Source organism: Chitinophaga flava (genome assembly GCF_003308995.1).
GTDB lineage: Bacteria > Bacteroidota > Bacteroidia > Chitinophagales > Chitinophagaceae > Chitinophaga > Chitinophaga flava.
Genome location: NZ_QFFJ01000001.1, coordinates 3,379,737 through 3,392,960 on the forward strand (window position 1 = coordinate 3,379,737; position 13,224 = coordinate 3,392,960).

9 protein-coding genes are annotated in these 13,224 nt (G+C 47.7%); 4 read left to right on the top strand and 5 right to left on the bottom strand.

Translation table 11 applies throughout. The features are described 5' to 3' along the window. Positions 1 to 10: 10 nt before the first annotated feature. From DF182_RS13595 to DF182_RS13605, 3 genes are all read right to left on the bottom strand, one after another. On the bottom strand, positions 11 to 1,984 hold the full coding sequence (locus DF182_RS13595) for an alpha-ketoacid dehydrogenase subunit alpha/beta (protein WP_113616141.1): 1,974 nt from the start codon (positions 1,982 to 1,984) through the stop codon (positions 11 to 13). 36 nt (positions 1,985 to 2,020) lie between these two features. Beyond that, entirely contained in the window at positions 2,021 to 2,377 is a 357-nt protein-coding gene (locus tag DF182_RS13600; protein WP_113616142.1) for a phage holin family protein, read from the bottom strand. Positions 2,378 to 2,576: 199 nt separating this feature from the next. Further along, a complete protein-coding gene (locus DF182_RS13605; protein ID WP_113616143.1) occupies positions 2,577 to 3,500 on the bottom strand; it encodes a hydroxypyruvate isomerase family protein in 924 nt (307 codons plus the stop codon). A 178-nt stretch (positions 3,501 to 3,678) separates the two neighbouring features. Between DF182_RS13605 and DF182_RS13610 the strand changes: the two genes are divergently transcribed. From DF182_RS13610 to DF182_RS13620, 3 genes are all read left to right on the top strand, one after another. Next, the gene (locus DF182_RS13610) at positions 3,679 to 4,644 is read left to right on the top strand and encodes a formylglycine-generating enzyme family protein (protein WP_113616144.1); all 966 of its coding nucleotides are present in this window, start codon (positions 3,679 to 3,681) and stop codon (positions 4,642 to 4,644) included. A 42-nt stretch (positions 4,645 to 4,686) separates the two neighbouring features. Beyond that, on the top strand, positions 4,687 to 6,021 hold the full coding sequence (locus DF182_RS13615; RefSeq protein ID WP_113616145.1) for a Gfo/Idh/MocA family protein: 1,335 nt from the start codon (positions 4,687 to 4,689) through the stop codon (positions 6,019 to 6,021). Between the two features lie 79 nt (positions 6,022 to 6,100). Further along, positions 6,101 to 7,390 carry a D-alanyl-D-alanine carboxypeptidase gene (locus DF182_RS13620; protein WP_113616146.1) on the top strand — a complete coding sequence of 430 codons (1,290 nt, stop codon included), beginning with the start codon at positions 6,101 to 6,103 and terminating at the stop codon, positions 7,388 to 7,390. On the opposite strand, the gene DF182_RS13625 is transcribed toward DF182_RS13620, so the two are convergent. Both DF182_RS13625 and DF182_RS13630 read right to left on the bottom strand, forming a co-directional pair. Next, positions 7,391 to 8,035, bottom strand: coding sequence for a hypothetical protein (locus DF182_RS13625; RefSeq protein ID WP_147243433.1), 645 nt, complete (start codon positions 8,033 to 8,035; stop codon positions 7,391 to 7,393). A gap of 107 nt (positions 8,036 to 8,142) precedes the next feature. Next, entirely contained in the window at positions 8,143 to 9,909 is a 1,767-nt protein-coding gene (locus tag DF182_RS13630; protein ID WP_147243434.1) for a carboxypeptidase-like regulatory domain-containing protein, read from the bottom strand. Positions 9,910 to 10,149: 240 nt separating this feature from the next. On the opposite strand from DF182_RS13630, the gene DF182_RS13635 reads away from it, so the two are divergent. Then, on the top strand, positions 10,150 to 13,215 hold the full coding sequence (locus tag DF182_RS13635; RefSeq protein ID WP_113616149.1) for a SusC/RagA family TonB-linked outer membrane protein: 3,066 nt from the start codon (positions 10,150 to 10,152) through the stop codon (positions 13,213 to 13,215). Positions 13,216 to 13,224: the final 9 nt, after the last annotated feature.

The following is a 13,224-nucleotide window of genomic DNA, read 5'->3' on the forward strand; positions in this document are numbered from 1 at the left end:
ATGCTGGCCATTACCAGTGGGTTAATTGTTGGATACACTTGTCCAGACGCGATTTGGACAGGAAATTTTTTTCCAGGGGGGAGGCAAAAGGCACAGGGGTATCCAGGGAGGCACATCGGATAACGGGCGCATCCAGCAGGTGGAAACAGTGTTCTGCAATCCAGGCACTTATTTCACCACCGAAACCTCCAATCAGGGTATCTTCATGGAGTACCAGCACTTTGCCGGTAAGAGCCACTACTTCGCTGATGGCGGTATAGTCCAGCGGCAGAAGGGTGCGGAGGTCCAGGATAGCGATAGAGATTTCCGGATGTGCTGCTGCATATTCCATGGCCCAGTGTACGCCGCTTCCATAGGTGATGATGCTGATATCATCGCCCGACTGAACCAGCCTGGCCTTCCCTATCTCCACGGTATAATACGCTTCCGGTACTGGTCCGCTGATACTGCGATACAGGGCTTTATGCTCAAAATACATCACCGGGTTGGGATCGGCGAGGGCGGCGGTCAGCAGTCCTTTGGCGTCTTCCGGTGTTGAGGGGTATACTACTTTCAGGCCGGGAACATGGGTGAACCAGGCTTCATTACTCTGTGAGTGGAAGGGGCCGGCGCCTACTCCGCCACCGGTGGGCATTCTGATCACCACATCGGCCGTCTGACCCCAGCGGTAGTGTATCTTAGCGAGGTTGTTGACGATCTGGTTAAAACCACAGCTGACAAAGTCTGCAAACTGCATCTCCACCATACTTTTAAATCCGCCGATAGCCAGACCCAGGGCTGTGCCCACAATGGCGCTTTCACAGATCGGCGTGTTACGTACTCTCTCTTTACCGAACCGGGATAGAAAACCGTCCGTGATCTTAAAGGCTCCGCCATAAGCTGCTATGTCCTGGCCCATAAGGACCAGCTCAGGGTATTGCTCCATGGACTGTTGCAACCCTTCGGTAATCGCATCGATAAAACGTTTCTCAGTGGTATTGCCGGAGGGTGATACTACCGGTGGTGCTGGCGCATAGATGTCGGCCAGTTCGTTATCAGTATCGACTACAAAAGGCGTTGTTTCCTGCCCTTTGGCCACTTCTTCTTCTATACGGTGTTTCAGCTCCTGCCGGATACTTTCAATGCTTTCCGTATTCAACAAGTGAATCTCCTGCATAAAGGTCTCAAACTGCATCACCGGGTCTTTTTTGCTCCATTGTTCAAAAAGCTCGGGGGGCACGTATTTTACGCCGCTGGCTTCTTCGTGGCCACGCATGCGGAAAGTCATCGCTTCTATCAACACGGGTTTCTGTTCTTTGATGGCATAAGCCCGTGCTGTGCGGATGGTCTGGTAAACTTCCAGGAGGTTGTTACCATCTACCTGAACACCTTCCATACCATAACCCACAGCCCTGTCTACAAGGCTGTTGCAGTGGTATTGTTCACTGACAGGTGTGCTGAGGCCATAACCATTGTTTTCTACCAGGAAAATAACGGGCAATCCCCATACGGCTGCCACGTTGAGGGCTTCATGAAATTCACCTTCGCTGGTGCCGCCTTCTCCGGAGAAGGCAAGTGCTGCTTTATGTTCCTTTTTGAGTTGATGTGCGAGTGCGATACCGTCGGCAATGGAGAGTTGAGGGCCCAGGTGGGAAATCATACCGCAAATGTGATATGGGCGGCTGCCAAAGTGGAAAGACCTTTCGCGGCCTTTGCTGTAGCCGTTTTCACTGCCTTGCCACTGCATAAACAATTTGCTGAGGGGCATATTCCGGGTCGTAAACACGCCCAGGTTGCGGTGAAGCGGCATAATCCATTCATCCGGCTCGAGGGCCAGCGTGGCGCCTACTGAAATGGCTTCCTGGCCTATGCCGGAGAACCATTTACTTATTTTTCCCTGCCGCAATAGCAGCAGCATTTTTTCCTCTATCAGTCGGGGGTATAGCAGCGCTCTGTAAAAAGACAGCAGCTCCGTGTCGCTTAGGTTAGACCGGTCGAAATACATGATGTACAGGCTATTTTACAATGTTTAGGGTAAGGGCTAATCATTATTATTGGCGCCGGCAAGGCTGCTCAGAACACTGTTGATGATGGTCATCACAATACTGAACAACATCGCCCACCAGAAACCATCCACTTTAAAACCAGGAACAATTTTGGCTGCCAGCAGGATGATCACAGCGTTGATAACAAACAGGAATAACCCCAGGGTCAACAGGGTTACCGGAAGGGTGAATAGTACCAGTAGTGGTCGTACCAGCGCATTTAACAATGCCAGTACCAGCGCGAGTAACAGGGCCGTAACAAAACTGTCTATTTTCACAGCAGGCTTCAGCAGATAAGTTGTTAACATCGCTGCCAGCGCACTCACTAATATGCGAAGCAAAAAACCACCCATAGTATAGTGTTTTAAGGTATAGTTAAGGTAACAAAAAAAACTGTGATTAATGTGATGAATGCTGATTTTCCTGATGTAGGGAGATTAACAATATAAAAGAAAAAACCCGTCTGATTATTACCAGACGGGTTTTAAAAAAATATCCTGAATCATCGTGCTAATCTCCGCATATCAGGAAAATCAGCATTCATCATATAAATCATTGGTCGGCTTCCCGGTATGCTTTAATCAATGCCGCTTCACCTTCTTTGCCCTGGCCGGCGATACCGTGTTCCATGCCCAGTATTCCCTGGTATCCTTTTTTACGGAGATGTCTGAAAATGTTTCTGTAATTGATTTCTCCGGTGCCAGGTTCTCTGCGGCCGGGGTTATCACCAATCTGGATATACGCAATTTCGTCCCAGCACATATCTATCACAGGGATAAGGTTGCCTGTATTGCGTTGCATATGGTAGATATCGTATAATATTTTACAGGAAGGACTGTTGACAGCCTTACAGATTTCATAGGTCTGTTCGGAAGTACGCAGGAAGAGATCGGGGGTATCGCTCAGTGGTTCCAGTACCATGACAAGATTATGCGGTTCAAATATGGCGGCGCCTTTGCGCAGGGCAGCCACTACGTTGGCGCTCTGGATGCCCATAGGCAGGCTACGGTCAAAGAAGCCCGGCACAACAGTGGCCCATTTGGCGTTGCAGCGTTTAGCCACGTCCACACTTTCTTGGCAGGTTTTTACAAAAGCATCGGTAAACTCCTGTTTGCCGGAAGCCAGCGAAGTTTTCCAGTTGTTGCCGGTATCTACTACAAACACGCCCATAGTCATACCCAGTTTGGCAAGCAGGCTGCCTATTTTTTCCTGTTCTGCTACCGGGCGGTGCATCATTCCATTATCCTCAATAGACCGGAAGCCCTGGTCGTAAGCGTATTTGATCTGGTCCAGAAAGTCGGCGCCGGCGCTGTTTTTAAACATGCCGTCATGTGGGGCATAGTTGAGGCTGAAAGGTTTTTCCTTGGCAGCACGCTCACCGGCAGTAGCAGCCTGGCTTTTGCCGGCGATACCGCCCAGTGCCAGCGCGGAAATACCGGCTAAAGTGCCCTGTTGCAGGAATTTTCTTCTTTCCATAACGTTAGGTTAATTTTAAAATGACATAAAAAGACATTCGGCTAAATTTAATCGCTTTTATAAGGAAATGCTAACAAAGCTGAAAAAAATTCAATCCATCCTTCATTTTTCGCATTCATAAAAAAATATTGCATTCCATTTTTGTATTTTTTAAATTCACCCACTATAAAACGTTTGGATGACTAGATATTACGTGACCTTATTACTGGGCGGTATGCTCAGTAATAGTACTGCAGTACAGGCACAGCAAACCTTCACGCCGTACGAACAACAGATCCCCGGAACCACGGTAAGTTTTAAAATGATGCCCATCAAAGGAGGCTCTTTTACGTTAGGAAGCCCGGACAATGAAAAAGGAAGAAACAAGGATGAAGGACCTGCCAAAAATGTGACTATCGCTGATTTCTGGATGGGAGCCACAGAAGTGACTTTCGATGAGTATGATATTTATGCGGATGCGGAAAAGGACAAAACCCCCATCCCCGATGGGATGACCCGTCCAAGCCCTCCATATATTGATCTTACCCTGGGAATGGGCAAGGCTGGCGGATTCCCGGCCAACAGTATGAGCCAGTATGGCGCCCTGATGTATTGTAAATGGTTGTATGCCAAAACAGGCGTCTTTTACCGCCTTCCCACCGCAGCAGAATGGGAATATGCCTGTCGTGCCGGTGCCAAAACAGCCTATCCTTTTGGTACTGATGAATCTCAACTGAAAAAATACGCCTGGTTTAAAGAAAACAGCGGCGAGAAATACCATAAAGTAGCTCAGCTGCAACCCAATGCCTGGGGCTTATACGACATGCTGGGCAACGTGGCTGAATGGACACTCGATCAGTATGATGAAAGCGGAGTGGCCAATGCTACTGCCACCGATCCATGGACGATGCCTGTCGCGAAAATGTCGCGCGTGATCAAAGGAGGAAACTACAATGATGCTGCTCCTGCACTGCGCAGTGCTGCCCGCCTGAAATCCGATCCGGTATGGAACCGCAGAGACCCGCAGATCCCTAAAAGCTCCTGGTGGAATGCAGATGCTCCGTTCATCGGTTTCAGGATTGTAAGGCCTGCAAAACAACCCACTCCTGAAGAGGCAGAAAAATTCTTCGAAGAAATTATCGACAAATATAAAGGCTCACGTTAGTACCACTCATCCTCCTAAAAAAAATTAAAGCACAACGTATTTATGGAAAACGAACAAAAATTCCACGGTCAGGGACGCCGCGATTTCGTAAAGCAAACCTCTATGCTTGCAGGCGGATTGCTGGCATTACCCATCTTATCTAAAGCTAATTACTTTTCCGGTTCTTCCGATGTGATCAAAATAGCCCTGGTAGGCTGCGGCGGACGCGGTACCGGTGCTGCCACACAGGCACTGAGCACTAAAGAAAACGTACAGCTGGTAGCCATGGCTGATGCCTTCGCAGACAGGCTGAACGACAGTTATAACAATATCAAGGAAGCTTTAGGCGATAAAGCCAGTCGCGTAAACGTTCCGGAGAAAAATAAATTTATCGGCTTCGAAGGTTACAAACAAGCTATCGCACTCGCCGATGTAGTTATCCTCACCACTCCTCCGGGTTTCCGGCCTATCCACTTTGAAGAAGCCATCAGACAAGGAAAACATGTGTTTATGGAAAAGCCCGTAGCCACAGATCCTGCTGGTATCAAAAGAGTGCTGGATGCTGCAGCCATCGCCAAACAAAAGAAACTGAACGTAGTAGTGGGCCTGCAACGTCGTTATCAGAACTCCTACCGCGAACTCTACAAACGCGCACAGAATGGTATCATCGGCGACATCCTCTCGATGCAGGTATGGTGGAACCAGGGCGCACTGTGGGTAAAACCACGTAAACCTGAATACTCTGAAATGGAATACCAGATGCGTAACTGGTACTACTTCAACTGGCTCTGCGGCGATCATATCGTAGAACAACATATCCACAATATCGACGTAGGTAACTGGTTTAAAAATGCCACCCCGCAAACCGCTGGTGGTATGGGCGGCCGTGCTGTGCGTACCGGCAAGGAATACGGCGAAATATTCGACCACCACTATGTAGAGTATCGTTATGCCGACGGTGTAGTAATGAACAGCCAGTGCCGTCACTGGAAAGACGCTCCCAGCAAGGTAGATGAAGAGATAGTAGGTACTAAGGGCCGCATTTACTGCGACAAAGCCCAGATAGTAGACCATAAAGGAAAAGTGCTGTACCAGTTTGATAAGAAAAAGGAAAACAATCCTTATCAGACAGAGCATGATGAACTGTTTGCAGCCATCGCCAAAGGAGAGTATAAGTTTGCTGATGCACAACGTGGCGCCGAAGCTACGCTTTCCGCGATCATCGGTCGTCTGGCTACCTATTCTGGTCAGGTAATCAACTGGGATACTGCGCTTAACTCCGGATTGAATCTGCAGCCGAAAGTATATGCTTTTGATGCGCCTCCTCCGGTACTGCCAGATGCTTCCGGCAACTATGCCTACGCCAAACCGGGCATCACTAAATATTTCGTTTCCTGATTAAAGACAAACCAGTAATAACATCATGGGAAGATGTCTGCGGATATCTTCCCATTTTATTTATCAGTAATTTCCCATCATGAGATTTCTTTTACTCCTTTCTGCAATTGGATTGTCTTTACAAGTATCTGCACAAACAGCGGCCATCAGCAAGTGGGCCAACCATTCCCTGTTGCATGAAAAGCCATTGGAACAGGCACATGTGGGGATTTCGATCTATGAGCCTGCCACCCAAAAATATTGGTACCAGTATCAGGATGATAAATTTTTTACACCGGCTTCCAATACCAAAATATTCTCCCTGTTTACCGGGATGAAACTGCTGGGAGATTCCTTGCCTGCTGTCCGTTATTATGAAAATGATACAGCCATTTATGTGAAAGGAGTGGCGGACCCGTCTTTCCTGCATCCGGACTATACTTTCCAGCCGCTGCTGCAGCTGTTGCAACAAACCCGTAAGTCCATTTATCTGGTACCGGCTGTTAATCTGAATAAACGCTACGGTCCGGGATGGTCCTGGTCTGACTATGCAGATGACTACCAGCCTGAGCTGACCGAATGGCCCATGTATGGCAACGTGGTACGCCTTTATCACCATGGTGATACCAGCCACATGATCCCCGCACTCTATGATCTGGAAGCCACGGCAGACCGCACAATCAGCAAAGTATCCACCGACAGGGATGAAAGAAATAATCTCTTCTTCCTGAAATATAACCCTGACTATAAAGAAGCTTCCCTGACAGAGGTGCCTTTTATTACCGGTGCGGAACAACAACTGCGGGAAAGGCTGCAGGACACCTTGCATAAGCGTATAGGCCTGGCCGTTAACACAGGTAAGGTTGCCTTTAAACTATTAAAAAGTATACCGGCAGACTCATTGTTCAGACCAATGATGCACCGGAGTGACAACTTCTTTGCAGAACAAACTCTTATGATGGCATCAGCAGCCATGTGGGACACTATCAGCAGCAAAAAAATGATCAACTGGTTGCTGGAAGGTGATCTGAAGGCTTTGCCACATCCTCCGCAGTGGGTGGATGGTTCTGGCCTGTCGCGTTATAATCTCTTCACACCCAGGGACTTTGTGAGTGTATTGACCATGCTGTACCAACAGTATCCTCAGGAGAGGCTATGGGAGATATTTCCTACCGGAGGAAAAGGAACACTGCGTAATTATTATCAACAGCAGTTCGTACATGCTAAAACAGGTACGTTGAGCGGGGTAGTGGCGCTAAGCGGTTACCTGGTGACAAAGAAAAATAAGACACTGGTCTTCAGTGTATTGGTGAATAATCATCAGGATACGGCCACGAACGTACGAAGAGCTGTAGAGCGCTTTCTGACGATGGTATGGAAGGATTATTAATCAGGGCTTGATGATATAGGATACCAGTTTGATGGTATCTTGAGTCTGGTCTGCTTCTATAAGGCCAATGCCTTTGGCGTAGTAGCTGGTAGACACGGTACCGACAGGTACGGCGTTATCCAGCAAAATTGTGGAGGCATCCAGTTTTACAGCGATCACGTCAGGATAGTCTTTACCGTTGACGGTTTTGGTAAAGCCTTTCTGGACGATGGTATGTTGCAGGATAGCCTTGGTAGTAACGGTACCGTTACTGACATTGACGGTGTCCTGCCAGGAGCTGCCCTGGGGTACAGTTTCCTTCAGGTAGGTAAGCGGAACGTTATCTGCTTTATATCCCTGAAAAGTGAGAAGACTGGCTATCTGTGTGTAGATGCCATCTTTACAGTTGGAGCAGAAAAACACACTGTCATCGCGGACCTTTTTATATGTGGTACCGCCGATGGTAGTATCACCGGAAACAGTCAGTGTGTAGGAGGTCGTGTCTTGTTTCTGGCCAACATCAATGTAGGAAAAAGAGGAGCCGGTGGTGTAAGGAGCATAATCACAGGTTGGGAAACCGGTCCCTTCCTTGCTCATTTCTTTGCTACAGGCAATCAGCAATGTGAAGCCTGCCAAAATCATTAATAGTGAGTGGAGGTTCTTCATAAACATTAAGATCTGGTTACTGTATAACGTTCATTCTTATGAATTTATGCAAAAAAGGCCAATAGTTTTTTGACTATTGGCCTTTTTTCTTGTATAACGATTTTATGTTATTCTATTCTTAATTTAAATGAGCCACTGATGGGGACTGCAGCACTGTCGATTGCCCTTGTAATATTACCGGAAAGTGTTCCTTCCAGGTATTCTCCGGGGACACCGGTGCGGGTGATGTTAACAGTCATGGATTGCTGATAGTACTTTTTTCTACCAACATTGATGTTAATATACTTGGAAGTTTGGGTTCCTACCTGGATGCTGCTCATATTCCAGCTGATATAGTCAGAGTTGGCCGTTTTATGAGAGGCCGCAGCGCTATAGTTGACAAGGGTGTCTCTGCTGCCATTGTATAGCGCTATGGAGTCCGCAGGGCTGCTAAAAGAGAGCGTTTGTCCTTCCAGCAGAATAGATACTGTGCTAGCCTGTATGGCATCGCAGGCCTGAAGGTCTTGTGTATACTGACCTGGAGATACCTGCACCGTGATAGTAGACATCTTGTTGGCTGTTTCATCTACAGCATTCAGTACCATATTTACTGCACCAGGCTGGCAGCGAACAATGCTGGTAGCATAACTGCCATTCTGAATAACGGCGGTATAGTGTACACCTTCCACCTGTATATTCACAACGCCTTTATTCACAACGGCACCTGTACAATTGCTCACCTTTCCGCTAACAGATATTGCGTTAACAGGGTCCAGGGTGACAGTGTAAGTACCTGCATTGACATCAACGGTCCATGGGCCTGCTTTTTTGGAGAAGATCGTTTGTCCGCATTGGTTTCTGATAGAGATGGTCACCTGTTCACCGGCAGGCACTGCGCCGCTTACTTCACCATTGCCATCAGTGTTACCATAAGTACTGCTACCGTTGGTTCTGGTGATCACGATGGCAGTATTGGCGAGTGGATTGTTTTTATCGTCTTTGAAGCTGGCTTTGAAATTCACAATCGGAAATTGAGCATCGCAGTTCCAGAAGGAGAAGTGTTTAACAGTACCTACGTAGCTGTCACCTAATTTCTCTGCGCTGCCTTCCTGCTGCCACAGACCAGTGGTTTCATTGAAATGCCACAGCGGGATATTAGCAGGAGCGGAGTTTCTGAGCGTGGCAGGTATTACCATCCGGAAGGTAACACTGTTGCTGCCATCGAGATGGAGTTTTTCTCCGTTTTCTCCTTGCAGTTCCAGTGCCATCATGCCGAAGGATTGCAGTGCCACTACTTCATTCTTATCATTAACAGCACGCAGGTCACCGGGCATGATATCGAAAAAGTCCGTTCTTTCCGGATTGATGAATGCGTAGTTCAATGTGGCTTTTCCCTTGTAAGGCTTGTTGGATGCGTCGAGCACCTGGTTGGGAACAAAAATAAACTGCGCATTGGAGGCGCTTACATTACCACCAGTGGTGGCGTCAAAAGAGCCGGCCGCTGTTTTCGGAAGCAACTGAATCTGTACAAACTGCTCTCTACCGGTACCGGTTACACGAAAAGTTCGCACACCGTTGAAGTAACCGTTTTTTTGTACAGTAACCACTGCTGCGGCTTCCCTGAGATCAAGCTCCGGAAACCGGAAAGCACCGTACTGGTCTGTAACAGCAGACTGATCTCCGCATTGTACACGGGCACCAGTCAGCGGATCGTTGTTTTCATCGGTGATGATACCCTGTAATCCTGCTTTTACTTGTTTGTCAGGGAGTGGTGTAGTACCAGGATTTACAGGCGTCGTGGTTTCAGGAGGATTATCTACTGTTACCATTGTTTTGTCGCAGGCTGCCAGCGACAGCATACAGCAGGCCAACAGCCAGAGTATAGTTTTTTTCATGATAAAGGGGGCGCAGGGAATGACGTAAACTGCGCATCAGCAAATATAATATATTGTTAGTATGTGTGTGGCTTTTAGAGAAAGGGGTAAAAAGCACGCTTATTTTTAGAAAAAAATTAAACATTTTCTGAATATCTTACCTAATGGTATGAATTACCCTTATTATTTTTTTATTGAAAAACAGTAAAACAGAACAGTAAACGTAAAACGTAGCACTTTTATCACCCAAAAATCTCATTTATGATTCCACGTTATGCGCAGGCAATGCTATTGCTATGCCTTTCTGCCGCTGTATCAGGCCCGGTCGTTGCCCGTGCGTCGGTACCTGCGGTATGGCAACAGGCAAATCTAACCGTTGAAGGAAAAATCAAAGACATTCATGGAAATCCCCTGCCCGGGGTCACAGTGCTCATCAAAGGCACACAACGCGGAACTGTCACAGATCCTAAGGGAAGCTTCTCTCTGAAAGATGTAAAAAGAGATGCTGTACTGGTATTGCAGTATGTTGGTTTCGATACTCAGGAAATCGGAGTAGATGGACGTACTTCCCTGAGCACCGTACTCAAGGAAAACCAGAAAACCCTGGATGAGTATGTAGTAGTAGGTTATGGTACACAGAAGAAAGTAACCAAAACAGGCGCCGTCGCATCTGTAAAAGGCGCAGAATTGCAACAGTCGCCTAACGTCAACATCTCCAACTCTCTGGTAGGCCGCGTTCCAGGTATCATTGCGGTCAATAACAGTGGAGAGCCTGGCAATGACAACTCCCGTATTTTTATTCGTGGTCGTAGCACCCTGGGTGTCAGCACACCACTGTACGTGATCGATGGTATTCCCCGCGAAGGCTTTGCCCGTCTGGCTCCCGGCGATATTGAAAGTGTGTCTGTACTGAAAGATGCAGCAGCTGCTATCTATGGTTCCCGTGCAGCCAACGGCGTTATACTGGTTACCACCAAAAGGGGAAAAATAGGAAAGCCAACTATCAATTACGGCTTCAACCAATCATTTGTTTCACCAACCCGCCTGCCTAAAATGGCAGATGCGCCCACTTATGCACGCCTGGTCAACGAAATCCTGCAGTATGGCGGTGATAAACCCCGCTTTACTGAAGACCAGATCAAGAAATTCAGTGACGGATCCGACCCCTGGTTGTATCCTAACACTAACTGGTATGATGCAGTTATTAAAAACACATCCCTGCAGAACAGGCACGATCTGTCTCTCAGCGGCGGCTCCGAGAAAATGACATATTTCGTTTCCCTCGGTACCCTCTATCAGGACGCTATCTATAAAACCAGCGCCACCAACTATAAACAACAGAACGTAAGGGCCAACCTGGATGCTCATGTGAACGAAAACATCCACCTGCGCCTCGATCTCGCCGGAAGACTGGAAAACAAAAATTTCCCTCCCCGTAGTGCCAATTCAATCTTCCGTTCTCTCATGCGTGGTCGTCCTACCGAAAATGCTATCTGGCCCAACGGTATGCCCGGACCCGATATCGAATTCGGTGATAATCCGGTAGTTACTAGTACTAACACTGTCGGATATACGAATGACAAAAACTATGTGCTCAACGGAACCCTCGGTGCTACCATTAATATCCCCTGGGTACGTGGTTTGTCTCTCGATGGAAACTTTGCCTACGACCAGAACTTCGACTTCGTCAAAACCTGGATAAAACCATGGACACTTTATACACTGGACCCCAATAGCCCGGACCATAAACTGAATCCGGCTTCCAGAGGTGTAAGTGCGCCACAGCTCAATGAAAGCTTCAACAGCAACCGCTTATCTACTGTGAATTTCAAAATCAACTATAATCGTTCTTTTGGAAAACACAACCTGAATACTTTCATCGCATTTGAGCAGGCTACTTTTAATGGTGATACTATGCTGGCCAACCGCCGGTATTTCATCAGTGATAAACTGGACCAGCTGTTTGCCGGCGGCGATAAAGAAAAAAACAACGGTGGCAGTGGCTTCTCTTTTGCCCGTCGTAACTACTTCGGACGTATATCCTACAACTACCGCGAAACCTATCTGTTTGATTTTAATGCCCGTTATGACGGTACACAGAACTTCCCGCGCAACAGCCGCTTCGGCTTCTTCCCCGGCGCATCTGCCGGATGGGTGCTTTCCAATGAAGGCTTCTGGAAGAGAAGTATCCGTGTTATGGACTATTTCAAAATCCGTGCATCATGGGGACAAATGGGTAACGACCAGATACCTTCCTTTCAGTATCTCAGTACCTATGGCTTCAGTGATGGTGGTGTGATGTTGGGTGGGGATCTCAACAAAGGCATTTACCAGCTGCGTTCTCCCAATGAAGCCATCACCTGGGAAATGGCCAACAACTTCGACGTAGGGGTGGAAGGTGCGCTGCTTGGCGAAAAACTGTCTTTCGAAGCAGACTATTTCTATACCCGTCGTGCCAACATTCTGGTAAGCCGTAGCCAGTCTATGCCGGCTTATACCGGTATGACACTGCCACAGGAAAACCTGGGCAAAGTAGAAAACAAAGGTTTTGAAGTAGTACTTAAACACAAAAACGATATCAACAAATTCCATTATGAAATAGTCGGTACCGTTACACATGCCCAGAACAAGATCCTCTTCTGGGATGAAGTGCCCAGTGTACCGGAATGGCAGAAGTCAACCGGAAAAATGATTGATGCACCATTGTACTACAAAGCAATCGGCATCTACAAAACACAGGAAGAAGTGGATAAAACACCGCATGTAAGCGGCGCCCGTCCGGGGGATATTATTTTTGCGGATATCGACGGCAACGGCGTAATCGATGATCTGGACCGCATCCGGGTAAACCGCACTGAAAATCCAACCTGGATATTTGGCCTCACTTTCTCTGCCAAATACCGGAACTTCGACTTCACCATGCTGTGGCAGGGCGCTACCGGTGCCAGCCAGTATCTGCATACAGAGTCCGGCCTTATCGGCAACTTCCCTGAAGCATACATTAAAGACCGCTGGACACCTGATAATACCAACGCTTCCTGGCCCCGCGTAAACGACCGGGACCGCGAATACTGGGTAGCCCGCCAGAACACTTTCTGGTTCTGGAAAACAGACTATGCCCGTCTTAAAACCCTCGACTTCGGATATACCGTTCCTGAACAGCTGATCAAAAGGATAGGTCTGCAGAAACTACGTGTATACCTAAGCGGACAAAATCTGCTGACCATCGACAATGTAAAAATATTTGATCCGGAAGCCCCCATGGGAAGCGGTCAGTACTATCCACAGACGAAGATTTACAATGTCGGATTAAATGTCACTTTCTAAACAACGAGC

Excerpts from the sequence above, each read along its gene's own strand:
- DF182_RS13620 (WP_113616146.1), top strand. The coding sequence starts at position 6,101 with ATGAGATTTCTTTTACTCCTTTCTGCAATTGGATTGTCTTTACAAGTA.
- DF182_RS13630 (WP_147243434.1), bottom strand. The coding sequence starts at position 9,909 with ATGAAAAAAACTATACTCTGGCTGTTGGCCTGCTGTATGCTGTCGCTG.
- DF182_RS13595 (WP_113616141.1), bottom strand. The coding sequence starts at position 1,984 with ATGTATTTCGACCGGTCTAACCTAAGCGACACGGAGCTGCTGTCTTTT.
- DF182_RS13605 (WP_113616143.1), bottom strand. The coding sequence starts at position 3,500 with ATGGAAAGAAGAAAATTCCTGCAACAGGGCACTTTAGCCGGTATTTCC.
- DF182_RS13615 (WP_113616145.1), top strand. The coding sequence starts at position 4,687 with ATGGAAAACGAACAAAAATTCCACGGTCAGGGACGCCGCGATTTCGTA.
- DF182_RS13625 (WP_147243433.1), bottom strand. The coding sequence starts at position 8,035 with ATGAAGAACCTCCACTCACTATTAATGATTTTGGCAGGCTTCACATTG.
- DF182_RS13610 (WP_113616144.1), top strand. The coding sequence starts at position 3,679 with ATGACTAGATATTACGTGACCTTATTACTGGGCGGTATGCTCAGTAAT.
- DF182_RS13635 (WP_113616149.1), top strand. The coding sequence starts at position 10,150 with ATGATTCCACGTTATGCGCAGGCAATGCTATTGCTATGCCTTTCTGCC.
- DF182_RS13600 (WP_113616142.1), bottom strand. The coding sequence starts at position 2,377 with ATGGGTGGTTTTTTGCTTCGCATATTAGTGAGTGCGCTGGCAGCGATG.